We start from the raw sequence: 16516 nt of genomic DNA on the forward strand, positions 1-16516 counted from the left end.
TTCATTCATTCTCGGCGGTTAATGGCAATTCAATACGGAAGCAGACTGCTGCGTAGTCAACGGTTACCAGTTGCAAATCACCTTGCATACGCCTGATACAATCCTGAGCAATGCTCAGCCCTAGCCCGCTACCTTTGACAGCCCCTTTTCGCTGATGACTTCCTTGGAAAAAAGGCTCAAATATCATTATTTCTTCTGAAGTTGGGATTGGTGCCCCAGTATTCGCAACATCAATCTGTACCCGATCATTCACCTGACGGCTGCAAATCCAAATGGTACCGGATTCCTCACCATAGTGCACCGCATTGGAGTAGAGATTATCCAATACCCGCATTAATAATGTAGGCTCCGCCCAGCAAATGCTCGCATCTAGCTCAGTCTCGGTACGAATCATCTTCGCCCGTGCGGGTAAACTGTGGGCAGAAATCACATTCCCGGCCATTTCGGCCAGATCAACATGTTCAGGTTCACCGGGGCCATCGGCTAATTTACGGTTATAGTCCAGTAATTGTTCAATCAATTGCTGCAAATGGCGGCTGCTGTGATCAAGGATTGCCACCACTTCTTTTTGATCTTGTGTTAATGGCCCGGCAACCTCATCGGCCAAGAGTTCCGTTCCTTCACGCATACTGGCGAGGGGGGTTTTCAATTCATGAGAGATATGGCGCAAAAATTCATGGCGCTGTGACTCTAGCCAGGCTAAACGCTCACTAAGCCAGATGATACGCTGTGCCAATGAGCGTAATTCTCGAGGCCCTTTAAACAGCGCCGTATTGCCCAGAGAACGCCCTTCGCCAAGGCGGTTAATCATTCTCTCAATGCCTTTGACGGGGCCGATAATCATGCGGGTGAAAAGAACCACCAGCAGCACACTGACCAGAAACAGTAAAAGGGACTGCCAGCCGAAAAATTGCCCACGTTCGGCGATATCTTTCTGTAACTGTTGACCACGAGAAAAAATAACATCACGAGTGGCTTGTACCATTTCGGCATTTGAGCGAGAAAACTGCTCTAATAGAATTGATGCCTCTTTATCAGGGCCGCTGTTTTTACATTTAATATCAGTAAGCTGATTCAATAACCCTTGCAGCGTTTGATAATAGCGGGCATCCGGGAGTATAGGGGCGTGGGCCACAAGCATTTGAGTATATTGCTTACGCTGATGCTGATATAACGTCGCCAGTGTTGCATCATCCAACACACAATATTGACGATAGCTACGCTCCATCTCAAGCGCGACACTGGTCATTGCCTCACTACGGCGAGCATCTGCAAGCGTTGTACGGTTAATATCGGCGGCTTGAGTACTCAGATGGTCAAGGCTTTGATAGGCCTGATATGCCAGCACCAATAAAGGTAGCAGCACCAATAGAAATGCCATAAGTACTAATTGACGTAAAGAACGGGGGAATAAACGCCATCTTTTCAACGAAATCATCTCATTACCTATCACTTTGATGTGATGCTAACTGACTCAGCCAAGATTACAATGCCTGCTCCCCAATTTATGCTGCCATATCTATCACAGCATCCTTTGGTTGAAATAACAAAAAAAGCACTTGCTGAGAGCAAAGTGCTTTTTTAAAGGTTGTTGATCCCAAACCGTCAGCATCATCATCAGACCTGCTTGTTATTGTATTAAACTTGCTTGTTATAGTGTGTTTCGATGGGGATAGATAACTAAACATTGATCAACGGGGCAATAAATTGCCCCGTTGCAAGAATATGTGGATGCCCTTAAGCATCGTCTCCAGTTTGATGAAGCCTAAGCAATCATCGGGAGGATGAGACGAATAGCATCCAGATATGTCCAAAATTGATGAACAATTCATCACAGCAGGACATAGGCGGTGCCTCACTCAACGTGTCGTCCGATGTTTGATAATGTGTTTTCACACAATGTCGGTTTAGGTGGACGATAGGCACCAGTCTTAGGCATCATTCGGAGGCTTATGAAGCGCATAATCCGCATAACTGCGGGGCTATCATAAAAAGGTGAATGAGCAACTGGTATTGATAATGCAGTTAGCGTGCCAAGTTTAAATTAAAAATATTAATTTATTGATTTTAAAGTAAAATAAAAATATTCATTAAGGTTATTATCAATAAAAAACAGAATAAGGTGTCATTAACTGATGTTTTGTCGCTGTTCCCCGACACTTAATCGCTATAAAATAAAAAGACATAGAAATCAATTTGTTAAGTGTCTCCCATTTGAGACAAAAACTTTACCTCTTGTCGCAACTTACCGACAAAACATAAAAAACCATTTTAAATCAAATAATTAAAAAAATTATTTCCTGATTTTTAATATTAGTGTTATCTATCCCCCTCTCGCAACGCGACCTCTTGAGTGACTACTAAAATCACCATTACGCTATAAATTATGAGATTTCATAACCATCAAGAATAAGTAACTCTGTAGACCTGACTCTGGTGCTGATTTAAAACACAGCCAAAGAGCAGATCGCGAAAAAGTGGCATCCACAAGCGTTCATTGATACAAGATTTCTGTGAGTGCCTGCTGCAAATTTCGCCCCTTATAAGAAGGATATTCACATGAAAACAATCCATATTGCCTATGCTGTGCTGTTTAGCTCATCATCGCTGGCACAAAATCCCCTTTTCTCATCATCCTCTCCCATTTATTGGGTATATAACTCCCCCACAGAGGCCACTTGGCTTAAGCTTGAAAATCAATTTAACCCACTCTGTTTGATGACAAGCTCCTTTGGGTTTACACAGCCTGACAATTCAGCCCAGCAACGAACAGATCTGGCATTAATAACCAGTAATAACGTCATATCTGGCAATTTTTCAATAGAGGGAGTCCAAACGAGTTATTCGCTTGTTCGCGGGCAGGGACAAATCGAGATGGCCATCACAACCCGTGAACATTTATTGATAACCGCTTATCTCTTTGATATGGATGGCCAGGAAAAATCACAAACCGCAACATTAATTAATAATCGAACAAAAAATCTGATATTACTCTTAGATAATATCGTGGCAGGGAATTATCGACTGGTTATTAAAGCGTTAGCCACTGACCATCAAACCGCCATTAAAACCTTCCATATAACCTTAGCCGACATCGTTCCCCTGATACGCTAGTCATTAACTAAAAAGACAGCGTGCCACCTATATACAAATTTCATACCTAACAGGAGAGTTCTTCCTATTTAATGGATCCGTACTAAATATATCTATCACCCACAACCAAACAATAATATTTACTGAGAGAGCTACTCTTTGAGAAAATATTAAATGTCAAACAACAGCACTTATAAAAAAACATTATTAATGCTATTATACCCCAAATAATTCGGGTTGCAGGAAGGCGGTAACTGAGTAAATCCTCAGGAGATTATTTATTTTAAGGTCAACAATAAGTCAGTCACTGGGGTAACAACTGTTATTAACACTTAAGCGCTGCAGCAGATTTGGACTCTGCTTGCAGCGCCCTCCCAGAGGTGAGCCCATGGATGGGCCGAGTAACGAAAGCAGCCAACACACATGCAGCTTGAAGTATGGCCGGTATATATTATTAACCCTCAGCCAAGGTACTATGATGAATAAATATAATAGCGTATTCCTCCTTGTTACTCTCAGTGCCACCATTATCGCTCTCAATACTCGCGCTACAGAATATGGAATAATAACATTGAGCCAAAAATCGGGTGACCTGCAACCTATTAACTCCCTTTTTCTCCTAGCCTCTGCAAATGGAACGCCCCCTTTTGTTGAAGTTCAACATTTGAAAAATGATATGAAAATAAAGTAAAAATAGATTTTACTATGTGCTTGGAACAAGTAACAAATTATTATATTCAATAGCACAAACATTATTTATCATGAAACCTCTGGATTTATTAATAACTCATAAAAATATTACTCTGGAAATTGAAGATATCCCTGCGGGGAATTATAACCTAGTTATTGAGGCCTGTAATAATGTACAGAATTCAATGACCAAGAGATATCAGATCAATGTAAAGTAGCATGTAATAAAATAAATATCGTCAAGTCTAAATAAAAACAAAATCAAGCCATATACAGTTAATGTCTATTCACTATTCTAATTCATCTTAACAAGGGAAGTATTTATATGATAATAAATCGAATGATAATTTCTTATACCATGCTAGTGAGTTTATCAGTTTTGGCCCAAAACGACGACTCACTCCCCTTTAGCCTAATCCAAAACAGTGCTATCTCAGAATTTTCATCGCTAAAAAAAATAAATAGCACCCATGATATATCTAATAACTTTATCGTACAGGGAGTCCAAAAACATTATTTACTTGAGAACAACCAAGGGAAGATTGAGTTGGTAATAACAACCCAAAACGACTTAATAGTTACCGCTTACCTCTTTGATCTGGATGGTAATGAGAAAGTAAAAGTAGCGAATGTAATTGATAATCAGACAATTAATGTTACGTTGAATTTAAATAACATCCAGGCAGGGAATTATCGATTAATCATTACAGCATTAACGCCTGACCAGCAAAGTGCGATTAAAAGCTTTAACATTATGTTAGTCAATGTTCCCAATTAGCTATTATGGGTTAATCGCATAGTGAGTTGATAACATCGTAAATTGATAACATCGTAAATTAATAAAGAGAAGGGTATCGTTCAATACCCTTCTCACTCTAACTTATTAGCCTAATTGCTTACGCGCATTACGGAACATACGCATCCATGGGCTATCCTCACCCCACTCTTCTGGGTGCCACGAGTTACTAACCGTACGGAACACCCGCTCAGGGTGTGGCATCATTACCGTGGCTCGCCCACTAACACTGGTCACCGCCGTAATACCATTAGCGGAACCATTTGGGTTAGCCGGATATTGCTCGGTGACAACCCCGCGGTTATTCACAAAGCGTAACGCCACCAGATTGCTCTGTTCCAGAGTAGCCAAATGTGCCGCATCACGGACTTCGACCTGCCCTTCACCATGTGAAACAGCAATTGGCATACGTGAACCAACCATGTCCTGCATAAACAGTGACGGGCTGCTTGCCACTTCAACCAGACTGAACCGTGCTTCAAAGCTATCGGATAAGTTACGTACAAACCGTGGCCAATGTTCCGCACCTGGGATTAATTCACGTAGGTTAGACATCATCTGACAGCCGTTACAAACCCCAAGCGCCAATGTTGTTGGACGATGGAAGAAAGCCTCGAATTCATCACGAACACGAGCATTGAACAGAATGGATTTCGCCCAACCTTCACCGGCCCCCAAGACGTCACCGTAAGAGAACCCGCCACAAGCAACCAATGTTTGGAAGGACTGCAAATCAGTGCGACCCGCCAGTAGGTCACTCATATGCACGTCGACAGCATCAAACCCGGCACGGTGGAAAGCAGCAGCCATCTCAACGTGAGAGTTAACCCCCTGCTCCCGCAGCACAGCAACTTTTGGCCGCGCCTGTTTGAGAATGAATGGTGCTGCGATATCTTCAGCGGGATCGAAAGTCAGTTTCACATTCAGGCCGGGATCACTTTCATCCTGTTTAGCCTGATGTTCTTGATCCGCACAATCCGGATTATCACGCAGACGCTGCATTTGCCAGCTCGTTTCTGCCCACCACAAGCGCAGAGTGCTGCGTTTCTCGCTATACACCACGTCAGTACCGCTGCGAATATCAAAGATATCGCCCGCAACCGCACGCCCCAGATAGTGAACACAATTTGCCAGACCGTGGTCTGCCAGCAGTTTTTCCACTTCGGCACACTGCTCAGCACGTACCTGAATCACCGCCCCCAACTCCTCGTTGAACAATGCAGCCAGGGCATCGTTACCCAAGGACTGAATATCAACCTCTACACCACAATGACCAGCAAAGGCCATTTCGGCCAACGTAACCAACAAGCCGCCATCGGAGCGGTCGTGGTACGCCAACAAATGTTGATCAGCCACTAAACGCTGCATGGCGTTGAAAAAGCCAGCCAGTTGCTGCACGTTACGGACATCCGCGGGTTTATCACCTAACTGGCGGTAAACTTGCGTCAGCGCAGTTGCACCGAGTGCATTATGACCCGCGCCCAAATCGATCAACAACAGCGCGTTATCGCCTTTATCTATACGCAATTGTGGTGTCACGGTGCGGCGAACATCTTCTATGCGAGCAAAAGCGGTGATCACCAGCGACAGCGGCGATGTCATTTCGCGCTGCTCATTCCCCTCCTGCCAGCGGGTTTTCATCGACATCGAATCTTTGCCCACAGGAATAGTGATTTCCAAGGCTGGACACAGTTCTTCACCTACCGCACGTACTGCGTCATACAAACCAGCATCTTCCCCTGGGTGACCGGCAGCAGACATCCAGTTAGCAGATAACTTGATACGCTTCAATTCACCAATTTGGGTCGCCGCGATATTCGTCAAGGCTTCGCCAACCGCCAAACGGGCAGAGGCGGCAAAGTCCAGCAATGCCACCGGAGCGCGCTCGCCCAGCGACATGGCTTCACCATAATAGCTATCAAGGCTAGCGCTGGTTACCGCACAATCAGCCACGGGGATCTGCCAAGGGCCAACCATCTGATCACGAGTTACCATACCGGTTACCGTGCGGTCGCCGATGGTGATCAGGAAGGTTTTTTCCGCCACTGCCGGTAAATGCATAATGCGTTTTACCGCCTCGGCAATACTGATATCAGCCCGTTGCAGCGCGTCACCCTTAGCCTGTAGGCGGGTAACATCACGTAGCATCTTCGGCGTTTTACCTAATAGCACATCCAGCGGCATATCAATGGGTTGATTGCCGAAATGGCGATCATTTAGTAGCAGATGTTTTTCTTCTGTTGCCTCACCAATGACAGCATACGGCGCGCGTTCACGGCGGCAAATTTCGTCAAACAGGGCCATCTGTGCGGGTGCGACTGCCAGTACATAACGCTCCTGAGACTCGTTACACCACACTTCCAGCGGGCTCATACCGGGTTCGTCGTTGAGGATATCCCGCAATTCAAAGCGGCCACCACGGCCACCATCGTTGACCAGTTCAGGCATGGCATTAGAGAGGCCGCCTGCGCCAACATCATGGATAAATAGAATGGGGTTATATTCGCCTAACTGCCAGCAGCGGTCGATAACTTCCTGACAACGGCGCTCCATTTCTGGGTTATCCCGTTGTACCGATGCAAAATCCAGATCCGCATCCGACTGCCCGGATGCCATCGAGGAAGCCGCCCCCCCACCTAAACCTATATTCATCGATGGGCCACCGAGTACCACCAATTTGGCCCCCACGGTGATTTCACCTTTTTGCACATGATCTGCACGGATATTCCCCAGCCCACCCGCCAACATAATAGGCTTATGGTAACCCCGTAATTCAATACCGTTATGGCTGTTAACCCGCTCTTCATAGGTGCGGAAGTAACCCAGCAGTGCCGGACGACCAAACTCATTGTTAAATGCGGCACCGCCTAATGGGCCTTCAGTCATGATATCTAGCGCAGTCACGATACGATCGGGCTTACCGAAGTTCTCTTCCCACGGTTGCTCAAAACCTGGAATACGCAGGTTAGAAACGGAGAACCCTACCAGCCCCGCTTTAGGCTTGGCACCACGCCCGGTTGCACCTTCATCACGGATTTCACCCCCTGAGCCGGTTGCTGCCCCAGGCCACGGTGAAATCGCTGTCGGGTGGTTATGAGTTTCAACTTTCATCAGGATATGGGCTTCTTCCTGATGGTAGTCATAAATCCCTTTCTCCGTCGTGGCATAGAAACGCCCGACCTGAGAGCCTTCCATCACCGCCGCGTTGTCTTTATAAGCAGACAACACATAATCGGGGGTGTGTTCGAAGGTGTTTTTGATCATCTTGAACAGGGTCTTTGGCTGAGCAACACCATCAATGACCCAATCCGCATTAAAGATTTTATGGCGGCAATGCTCTGAGTTTGCCTGCGCAAACATATACAGCTCAATATCCGTTGGGTTGCGCCCCAAACCGGTAAAGGCGGTCAGCAAATAGTCAATCTCATCCTGTGCCAGTGCCAGACCCAATTTAATATTGGCCTGCTCCAATGCACTGCGGCCCTGCCCCAGAATATCGACCCGTTGTACTGGTGCCGGTTGGTGATGAGAGAATAGCTGCTCTGCTTGCTGTAAATCGGTGAAGACAGTTTCCATCATGCGGTCATGTAATAACGCCGCTAATTGTTTCCACTGACTTTCGTTCAAATCCGGGCCTTGGATAGAGAAAGCCAAACCACGTTCTAAACGTAAAATTTGTGATAATCCACAGTTATACGCGATATCGGTGGCTTTAGAAGACCATGGAGAAATAGTACCCGGCCTTGGAGTGACTAACAGTAAACGCCCTGCGGGCAGATGCTCGGGAAGAGATGGGCCATATTGAAGCAGCCGCTGGAGTCTGGCGTGTTCATCAGCACTCAGTGGGGCGCTGACATCAGCAAAGTGAACATATTCGGCGTAGATATCACTCACCGGCAGGTGAGCATCCTGGCAACGGGACAGCAGTTTAGTGATACGAAAAGCCGACAAAGCGGGTGAACCACGCAGTATTTCCATAATCTAAGTTTCTCTCGTCTTCGAAGCGACTGGAACAGCACTTCATTGGGCGCAACATTCATTGGCGCAACAACAGGGCAAAACGCGCGCCATTATAGTGAATCTGAGCCGCCGACGAAACCGTTTGCGTATCTATTATTAATAATTCAGTCAGAAACAGCCGCTATGTGTGTGTAGCGCATACTCAGCAAATAGCTCGCAATAAAGTTGCACACTGGCGTTTTGTTGCGCAAAATGCCACTCCACTGGGGATTTAACCATGTTGAATTTAGCTTTACTGCACACACGAAGAGAGCGTTTCCGAGAGATAACTATTTGACACGCATAAAATTAAGTTACTTTGCCATCGGTCTGGTTGCTCTGCTTCTGGCGCTTGCACTGTGGCCCAATATTCCTTGGCGCAATGGGCAAGAGGGCCAACTTGACCAAATAAAAGCCCGTGGAGAACTGCGAGTCAGCACCATCAGTTCTCCTTTGATCTACTCTACCGAAAAGGATACCCCTTCCGGTTTTGACTATGAGCTAGCAAAACGTTTTGCTGACTATCTGGGGGTTAAACTGGTTATCACCCCCCGTCATAATATTGACGATCTGTTTGACGCATTAGATAACGATGACACAGACCTGCTGGCCGCTGGGCTGATTTATAACCGTGAACGTCTCAACCGGGCGCGGACTGGCCCTGCTTACTATTCTGTTTCTCAGCAATTGGTCTACCGGCTGGGTTCGCCACGGCCTAAATCGTTCAGCGATCTAAAAGGTCAGGTGGTTGTGGCCTCCGGTTCGGCCCATATGACCACACTAAAACGGCTTAAGCAGACAAAATATCCTGAACTCAATTGGAGTTCATCCGTCGATAGGTCCGGTAAAGAATTACTGGAGCAAGTCGCGGAAGGTAAGCTCGACTATACCCTCGGCGATTCAGCCACCATTGCCCTGCTACAACGTATTCATCCGCAATTGGCGGTTGCATTTGATGTCACCGATGAAGAGCCCGTCACCTGGTATTTTAAACAGGGTGACGACGATAGCCTGTATGCGGCAATGCTGGATTTCTACAGTGAGATGGTGGAGGACGGTAGCCTCGCGCGTCTGGAGGAGAAATATCTGGGCCATGTGGGGAGCTTTGACTATGTCGATACCAAAACTTTCCTGTCCGCTATCGATAATGTCCTGCCCTCTTACCAGCATCTATTTGAAAAACATGCAGGAGACATTGACTGGAAATTGCTGGCCGTGATTGCCTATCAAGAATCACATTGGAACCCGCAAGCAACCTCCCCTACCGGTGTTCGTGGCTTGATGATGCTAACCCGTGCGACAGCGGACGGTTTAGGGGTAAAGGATCGGGTTGACCCTGAAGAAAGTATCAGAGGCGGGGCTATCTATTTACAACGGCTGATGAAAAAACTCCCTGAAACCATCCCAGAAGATGAGCGTATTTGGTTTGCATTGGCTGCGTATAATTTAGGCTATGGTCATATGCTGGATGCCCGCCGTCTGACTAAAAATCAGAATGGTAATCCAGACAGTTGGGTTGATGTGAAAATGCGTTTACCGATGCTAAGCCAAAAGCGCTACTATCCAAGCACCACTTACGGTTATGCCCGTGGCCATGAAGCCTACAACTATGTCGAGAATATTCGCCGTTATCAGGTCAGTCTGGTGGGATATTTGCAGGAAAAAGAGAAAAAAGCGGCTCAACATGCCGCTATTGAGGCTGAACTGGGCAAAAGCAACCCGGTTGTCGGCCCCGGTTGGTCAATCAGTGACTAATCGCTAGCCAGTAATTCGTCTGTTATCAGTCACTCGTCGGCAGTCGTTCAACCTTAATTACACCGTGATTTAGTCACCAACCGCCGCCCGTCATAACATGCTGGGCGGCGCATCACCTGGCCGCAGTCAAATTTTATCTTCTGCTGCCCGCAGTGCTTGCTTCAATGCTTTCTGCTGCTCACGCCGTTGGCGAAAGAACGCACTCAATTGATGGGAACACGCGCTCGCCAATATGCCAGCACTGACCTCTATTTGGTGGTTCATCCCTGGGTGGCGCAAAATATCTACCAGCGATCCCGCGGCTCCGGTTTTTACATCATTTGCGCCATAAACCAACCGGCGTATCCGGCTGTGTACCATGGCCCCGGCGCACATCACGCAAGGTTCCAGTGTCACATATAAGGTGGCATCCAGCAGGCGGTAATTCTGCACCGATTGCCCGCCCTGGCGTAGCGCCATAATTTCAGCATGAGCGGTTGGGTCATTATTACGAATTGGTCGGTTCCACCCTTCACCAATCACCTCATTCCCCAATACCAGCACTGCGCCCACCGGAACTTCACCCTCTTCCTGCGCCCTCAGCGCCAGCGTTAAGGCATGGCGCATCCAGAACTCATCACTGTATTCAGCAGGAGAATTACATTCAGAAGACAAACTATTATCAGCAGGCAAACGATTATCAGCAGACACATTAACCTCTTTGGTACTTTTGCGGCGTGCATTATACATAGCTTGCTGCCGTCACCGTTAGTTTGTCGTAAGCCATAGGGCTACTTTGGCTAGTGACTAAAATTACCTGCTACTCCAGTTGCTGTAATTCGCCGGTTTTACTTACCCGCCAGCGGTGTTCGCAAAAAGTTAACAGTGGATTATCCTGCTTACTGTCGCTATAGCCACTATATAGCTTCAGTGGAGACCCCAGACGCTGTTCTAATTGCACCACTTTCTCTGGCCCTAAACAGCGCAGTGGCAGTACCCACCCCCCATTGCGCCGTGCCATACGGCTACCAATCAACCGTAAGCGGTGTATAAAATCTGAATCATGGTAAACCTGTTCGACCAGCCGCTGTGGGGAACCGGTGATTAGCCACACCTCTGCATCGTTACTTTCCAAATACTGGCGCAAGCGCATGGCAACCACAGGAAATTCAGTCACTTTTTGGCGAAACGCTGCCACAAAGCGCAACTCCAGGTCGCGCAGATGTGCTTCCCGTCGCCCAAAAGTCATCGCCCACAACAAGAGGCTCATTGGCCAACGTGCACAGCGCCCCCCCACCAGTAGCCCTAAGCCAATAAGCGGCAGCAATGGGATAACCAGTAACAGATTAAGTGGTAAGTGGCGTAATAGAAAACGCAAAAAACTGCCGAACATATCCTGCTGATGTAACGTGCCATCTAAATCAAAGAAGACAATACGTTTCGCCCCGGCTGATTGTGGTTCAACCGCCGCATCTGCCCTATTTCTATCACGAACACCAGCGTACTCTTCGTTCAAAAAACCCCCTAAAAATCATAAAGATAAAACCAATCAATGCAGTGATAACTATTTTCGCTGCAGGTCACTTCAGCAAGCTAATTATCCTCAGAATCAAACCAGAGACAATGAACGCAGGCATAACAAGAATGAATATACTGATCAATAGTTTCATGATTCAATAATGGGTGTTACGCATTTTGAATACGGCTAATTTATCCATTGCCAATGTCTTGAATGTGAGCATTTATAAAGCTGCACGTAGATAGCCATGATGTTGCAGTAAATCCTGACGCGCCTGCTCAGCACTCACCCCTTTCAAGAGCATCAGAATGGCGGGTTTGACCTCAAAATCTGTTTGTCTCAACGCGTATTCAGCCTCTGCCCGGCTGACACCAGTAGCTTCGACAACAATGCGGCAAGCACGGTCAACTAACTTCACATTGGTTGCCTTCACATCAACCATCAAATTTTGATAGACTTTACCCAGTTTAACCATAGTTCCGGTGGATAACATATTCAGCACCAGTTTCTGTGCAGTGCCTGACTTCATCCGGGTCGAACCAGTCAATGCCTCAGGCCCTACTACCGGTGAAATCGCAACCTGCGCTTCCTGCGCGATAGGGGAATCTGGATTGCAAGAAATGGCGGCCGTTGGGCACCCCAACTCACGGGCATAACGTAACGCACCAATCACATAAGGCGTGCGGCCAGATGCGGCCAGCCCAACCACCATATCGGTGGCAGTGAGTTGCAAATCTTGCAGATCCCGCATCCCCAGAGCCGTATCATCTTCAGCGCCTTCCACCGCTTTGAGCAAAGCCTCTGGGCCACCAGCAATCAGGCCAATAACCATACCATGGGGAACCCCGAAGGTCGGCGGGCATTCAGAAGCATCCAACACACCGAGCCGCCCACTGGTTCCGGCCCCTAAGTAGATCAAACGCCCGCCCTGCTTTAATGCTTCAGCGGCTAAATCTACCGCCTGAGCAACCGCCGGTAATACCAAACGAATAGCATCTGGCACTTTACGATCCTCATCATTGATACAGGTCAGCATCGCCAACGTAGAAAGTTTATCTAATTCCATGGTTGCCGGATTACGGCTTTCAGAAATTAATGCCCCCAGACTCATAGCCCACTCCTTGTTGAATTTTTAATTCATAGTTATCTAGTTATGATTGAATGTAATATTCATTAAAACAAACACTTTACTACCCCTTTCGTCTGTGAATCACAAAAAAGTGTAGTCAACGCTCATAACTCAACCTTTTGCCATAAGTATTTATAGGTATCACTCATAAACATGTCAGAATACCTCCCCAAACACAGGAACTGATTTATGAGTAGCCTCCTACGCATTCGCCAGATTTATTCCACACTGGCACAAAATGACCGTAAGCTGGCGGACTTTTTGCTGATTAATCCCGAGCAGGCTCGCCATCTCAGTTCACAAAAGTTGGCGCAACAGACCGGTGTCAGCCAGTCTGCCGTGGTCAAATTTGCCCAAAAATTAGGCTATAAAGGTTTCCCCGCGTTGAAACTGGCCCTGAGCGAAGTGGTCGCTATACCAAAGACGGTAACGCTACATAATCAGATCTTGAGCACTGACAGTTTAAAAACAATCGGGGAGAAGTTGCTGAACGAGAAAACAGCGGCGCTGCGAGCAACACTGGACATTAATAGCGAACAGCGTCTTATCCAGGGATTAGAGATGTTACGAGCGGCACAAAAGGTGCTTTTAATCGGTATTGGTGCCTCTGGTTTGGTTGCCAAAGATCTTGCCTATAAGTTACTAAAGATAGGCATAGTCGCCATATCAGAGACAGATATGCACGTGCAATTGGCGGCAGCACAAGCGCTGGGAGAGCAGGGTTTACTCTTGGCTATCTCTTTCAGTGGCGAACGCCGTGAGATCAATCTGGCAGCGGAAGAAGCACAATATTGTGGTACTAAAGTGTTGGCATTAACCTGCTTTTCCCCCAACAGCTTGCAGCAACGAGCAGATCACTGCTTGTATACCATTTCGGAAGAACCGGTTATCCGTAGCGCGGCGATCTCTTCCAGCACAGCACAATACGCACTGACCGATCTTTTGTTTATGGCCATGATCCAGCAAGACATTGAAAATGCGCAAGATCACATTAAGCACAGTGCAGCACTGATCAAAAAGCTGCTCTAACGGCAGGCAACAAAACGGCTTATTGTGCGGTTTTATGTGACTCACTTAAGTTGTTTAATGCATAATACGCGGCATAAAAAGTAGGTTATGTAAAGCGGAAAGCGATGAAATATGTCATTAACTGCATGATTTAAAAAGATTAAAAGGTAAGTTATTGAAATGGCTTTATTGATTACTAAACGCTGTATCAACTGCGATATGTGCGAACCGGAATGCCCGAATGAGGCAATCTCCATGGGTGCAGAAATCTATCAAATTGATCCGATGCGCTGTACTGAGTGTGTAGGTCATTACGAAACGCCAACCTGTCAGCTGGTTTGCCCTATTGATAATACGATTTCTGCCGACCCCGATTGGGTTGAAAGTAACGAGCAGTTGTGGGATAAGTTTGTTCAGCTACACCATGCCGATCGTCTGTAATACCGCTCGTCATACCTCCTCGCTCATATCAACAAGCCCCAGTATGCAAAAAGGGATGGCATTTCCATACCCATCCCTTAAATTTTCGGCTACCCCGCTCAGTGGTTAACTTTCAATAATCACTGTCGCGCAGGCATAACGCCGTTCATCAGCCAGAGTGACATGCAGCGATTTTACCCCTAATTCTACAGCCAACTCCGCGGCCCGCGAATGCAAACGCAGTGTCGGTTTCCCCAATGCGTCGTTAACCACTTCGAATTGATTAAACGCCAACCCATTGCGGATGCCCGTTCCAAATGCCTTAGCGGCAGCTTCTTTAACGGCGAAACGTTTGGCTAAAAAGCGGACCGGTTGCTGATGCTGTTGATAATGTTGCCATTCAGACGAGCTGAGAATACGCCGCGCCAGCCTCTCACCAGTACGCTCAACAACCGCTTCAATACGTGAGATTTCAACGATATCCGTTCCTAGCCCAAGAATAGCCATTAACGGCGCGCTTCCCGCATCAATACCTTCATGTCTGTCACTGCGGCAGCAAGGCCTGTCATCACAGCCTGACCAATGATCGCATGACCAATATTCAGCTCATGCATTTCTGGCAATGCAGCTATCGGCTGCACATTATGGTATGTCAGACCATGACCCGCATTCACTTTCAACCCTTTGCCTGCAGCATAGGTCGCCGCTTTGGCGATACGCATCAATTCAGCCTGACGTTCCAGATCGGTCGAAGCATCAGCATAGGCACCAGTATGAATTTCAATATAAGGTGCGCCTACGGCAACGGCAGCATCGATTTGGCGAAAATCTGCATCAATAAAGAGTGAAACCAGTATGCCAACATCCGCTAACCGCCCTACCGCCAGTGTCATTTTATCAACCTGGCCGGCAACATCTAGCCCGCCTTCAGTAGTGACTTCCTGACGTTTTTCAGGAACCAGACAACAAAAGTGCGGTTTGATTTCACAAGCAATATCAACCATTTCATCCGTTACCGCCATTTCCAGATTCATGCGAGTCTGGATGGTCTGACGCAGAATACGTACATCACGATCCGTAATATGACGGCGATCTTCACGTAAATGTACGGTAATGCCGTCAGCGCCCGCTTGCTCAGCAATAAAAGCGGCCTGAACCGGATCGGGATAAATGGTCCCGCGTGCATTCCGTAGTGTCGCGATGTGATCGATATTAACGCCCAGCAACAAATCAGCCATGACAGCCCTCCAAATATGGATGCATCTTTAATAGGTTAATAAGCATATAAATAAAGCATACCAATAACCACGTCAGTGATTTTCAGTTTACACCGACTAGACCCGTAGCGGATAGGCTACACCACGGGAAAGTTAATAATAGGCAGTTTAAAGCAGCGCTAGGGGGAAGGATCGGCTGGAGGCTTAATCACAAACTGACGAAATAGCTCGCGACTCTTTAAAGGTTTTCCGCCCAGATAAGGTTTGAGGGCGATACGGGTGAAACGTTTAGCCGCTCGCAAAGTATCGGCGTCAGGAAACTCTCGATTGGCTAAAGCTAACAATTGACGGCCAGTAAAGCTGTAGTGATCGACCACCAGACTGGCAATAAAACCTTTCTCTTCCCGATAACGATAGGTCATGGTATCGGATACAGGCTGCCCGCTACCGGCACAATGCAGAAAATCGACGCCATATCCCAGATTCGCCAGTATTGCTAATTCAAACTGACGTAAAGCATGTTCAGGTGAACCATCGCTCCCCGCCAACGCTTGTAAGCAGTGCAGATAATCGAAGAATAGGGCTGAGTAGCTGGTTTGGTGTTCTAACACGCGGGAAAGCAGCTCATTAACATATAAGCCGCTGTATAACATAGAACCGCTCAGGGGAAGAGCCAGCGATACTGGCTCCGCACTGCGTAATGTTTTAACTTCACCACGCCCTGACCAACGAACCAATAACGGCGTAAAAGGCTGCAAGCAGCCTTTTAAATTAGAACGACGCCCGCGCGCACCTTTTGCCAGAACCCGCATGCGCCCTTCCCCTTCAGTAAATAAATCCAGCATTAAGCTGGTTTCACTGTAAGGCCGCCCATGCAGAACAAATGCGCGTTGCCAACCGTCCATCGGCAA

14 protein-coding genes are annotated in these 16516 nt (G+C 47.1%); 6 read left to right on the forward strand and 8 right to left on the reverse strand.

What is annotated here, in order from left to right; translation table 11 throughout:
• Nucleotide 1 precedes the first annotated feature (1 nt).
• Nucleotides 2–1438: a sensor histidine kinase gene (locus AC971_RS03855; protein ID WP_025380882.1), complete on the reverse strand. Its 1437-nt coding sequence runs from the start codon at nt 1436–1438 to the stop codon at nt 2–4.
• 1121 nt (nt 1439–2559) lie between these two features.
• Here AC971_RS03855 and AC971_RS03860 point away from each other — a divergent pair.
• The 3 genes from AC971_RS03860 to AC971_RS03870 all read left to right on the forward strand — a co-directional run bounded on the left by AC971_RS03860 (nt 2560) and on the right by AC971_RS03870 (nt 4561).
• A complete protein-coding gene (locus AC971_RS03860; protein ID WP_025380883.1) occupies nt 2560–3114 on the forward strand; it encodes a hypothetical protein in 555 nt (184 codons plus the stop codon).
• A gap of 457 nt (nt 3115–3571) precedes the next feature.
• Nucleotides 3572–3784, forward strand: coding sequence for a hypothetical protein (locus AC971_RS25020; protein WP_231572992.1), 213 nt, complete (start codon nt 3572–3574; stop codon nt 3782–3784).
• 324 nt (nt 3785–4108) lie between these two features.
• On the forward strand, nt 4109–4561 hold the full coding sequence (locus AC971_RS03870) for a hypothetical protein (protein WP_025380884.1): 453 nt from the start codon (nt 4109–4111) through the stop codon (nt 4559–4561).
• A gap of 105 nt (nt 4562–4666) precedes the next feature.
• Here the strand turns inward: AC971_RS03870 and purL are convergent, their stop codons facing one another.
• Nucleotides 4667–8557, reverse strand: coding sequence for a phosphoribosylformylglycinamidine synthase (gene purL / locus AC971_RS03875; protein ID WP_025380885.1), 3891 nt, complete (start codon nt 8555–8557; stop codon nt 4667–4669).
• A gap of 315 nt (nt 8558–8872) precedes the next feature.
• On the opposite strand from purL, the gene mltF reads away from it, so the two are divergent.
• The gene (mltF, locus tag AC971_RS03880; RefSeq protein WP_025380886.1) at nt 8873–10333 is read left to right on the forward strand and encodes a membrane-bound lytic murein transglycosylase MltF; all 1461 of its coding nucleotides are present in this window, start codon (nt 8873–8875) and stop codon (nt 10331–10333) included.
• A gap of 126 nt (nt 10334–10459) precedes the next feature.
• On the opposite strand, the gene tadA is transcribed toward mltF, so the two are convergent.
• The 3 genes from tadA to murQ all read right to left on the reverse strand — a co-directional run bounded on the left by tadA (nt 10460) and on the right by murQ (nt 12942).
• On the reverse strand, nt 10460–11062 hold the full coding sequence (gene tadA, locus AC971_RS03885; protein ID WP_038401970.1) for a tRNA adenosine(34) deaminase TadA: 603 nt from the start codon (nt 11060–11062) through the stop codon (nt 10460–10462).
• A 70-nt stretch (nt 11063–11132) separates the two neighbouring features.
• Nucleotides 11133–11828: a phosphatidylglycerophosphatase C gene (yfhb, locus tag AC971_RS03890; protein WP_025380888.1), complete on the reverse strand. Its 696-nt coding sequence runs from the start codon at nt 11826–11828 to the stop codon at nt 11133–11135.
• 226 nt (nt 11829–12054) lie between these two features.
• On the reverse strand, nt 12055–12942 hold the full coding sequence (murQ, locus tag AC971_RS03895) for an N-acetylmuramic acid 6-phosphate etherase (protein ID WP_025380889.1): 888 nt from the start codon (nt 12940–12942) through the stop codon (nt 12055–12057).
• A 207-nt stretch (nt 12943–13149) separates the two neighbouring features.
• On the opposite strand from murQ, the gene AC971_RS03900 reads away from it, so the two are divergent.
• The gene (locus AC971_RS03900; protein WP_025380890.1) at nt 13150–13989 is read left to right on the forward strand and encodes a MurR/RpiR family transcriptional regulator; all 840 of its coding nucleotides are present in this window, start codon (nt 13150–13152) and stop codon (nt 13987–13989) included.
• A gap of 159 nt (nt 13990–14148) precedes the next feature.
• On the forward strand, nt 14149–14409 hold the full coding sequence (locus tag AC971_RS03905) for a YfhL family 4Fe-4S dicluster ferredoxin (RefSeq protein WP_025380891.1): 261 nt from the start codon (nt 14149–14151) through the stop codon (nt 14407–14409).
• Nucleotides 14410–14514: 105 nt separating this feature from the next.
• Here the strand turns inward: AC971_RS03905 and acpS are convergent, their stop codons facing one another.
• From acpS to recO, 3 genes are all read right to left on the reverse strand, one after another.
• Nucleotides 14515–14895: a holo-ACP synthase gene (gene acpS / locus AC971_RS03910; RefSeq protein ID WP_025380892.1), complete on the reverse strand. Its 381-nt coding sequence runs from the start codon at nt 14893–14895 to the stop codon at nt 14515–14517.
• Nucleotides 14895–15626: a pyridoxine 5'-phosphate synthase gene (gene pdxJ / locus AC971_RS03915; protein ID WP_025380893.1), complete on the reverse strand. Its 732-nt coding sequence runs from the start codon at nt 15624–15626 to the stop codon at nt 14895–14897. The genes acpS and pdxJ overlap by 1 nt, the downstream gene beginning before the upstream one ends.
• A 158-nt stretch (nt 15627–15784) precedes the next feature.
• Nucleotides 15785–16510 carry a DNA repair protein RecO gene (recO, locus tag AC971_RS03920; RefSeq protein WP_025380894.1) on the reverse strand — a complete coding sequence of 242 codons (726 nt, stop codon included), beginning with the start codon at nt 16508–16510 and terminating at the stop codon, nt 15785–15787.
• Nucleotides 16511–16516: the final 6 nt, after the last annotated feature.

The organism is Yersinia similis (assembly GCF_001053095.1).
In the GTDB taxonomy this organism is placed as follows: Bacteria; Pseudomonadota; Gammaproteobacteria; order Enterobacterales; family Enterobacteriaceae; genus Yersinia; species Yersinia similis.

Coding starts and splice junctions, on each gene's coding strand:
- AC971_RS03855 (WP_025380882.1), bottom strand. CDS start 1,438: ATGATTTCGTTGAAAAGATGGCGTTTATTCCCCCGTTCTTTACGTCAA.
- AC971_RS03860 (WP_025380883.1), top strand. CDS start 2,560: ATGAAAACAATCCATATTGCCTATGCTGTGCTGTTTAGCTCATCATCG.
- AC971_RS25020 (WP_231572992.1), top strand. CDS start 3,572: ATGAATAAATATAATAGCGTATTCCTCCTTGTTACTCTCAGTGCCACC.
- AC971_RS03870 (WP_025380884.1), top strand. CDS start 4,109: ATGATAATAAATCGAATGATAATTTCTTATACCATGCTAGTGAGTTTA.
- purL (WP_025380885.1), bottom strand. CDS start 8,557: ATGGAAATACTGCGTGGTTCACCCGCTTTGTCGGCTTTTCGTATCACT.
- tadA (WP_038401970.1), bottom strand. CDS start 11,062: ATGTATAATGCACGCCGCAAAAGTACCAAAGAGGTTAATGTGTCTGCT.
- murQ (WP_025380889.1), bottom strand. CDS start 12,942: ATGAGTCTGGGGGCATTAATTTCTGAAAGCCGTAATCCGGCAACCATG.
- AC971_RS03900 (WP_025380890.1), top strand. CDS start 13,150: ATGAGTAGCCTCCTACGCATTCGCCAGATTTATTCCACACTGGCACAA.
- AC971_RS03905 (WP_025380891.1), top strand. CDS start 14,149: ATGGCTTTATTGATTACTAAACGCTGTATCAACTGCGATATGTGCGAA.
- acpS (WP_025380892.1), bottom strand. CDS start 14,895: ATGGCTATTCTTGGGCTAGGAACGGATATCGTTGAAATCTCACGTATT.
- pdxJ (WP_025380893.1), bottom strand. CDS start 15,626: ATGGCTGATTTGTTGCTGGGCGTTAATATCGATCACATCGCGACACTA.
- recO (WP_025380894.1), bottom strand. CDS start 16,510: ATGGACGGTTGGCAACGCGCATTTGTTCTGCATGGGCGGCCTTACAGT.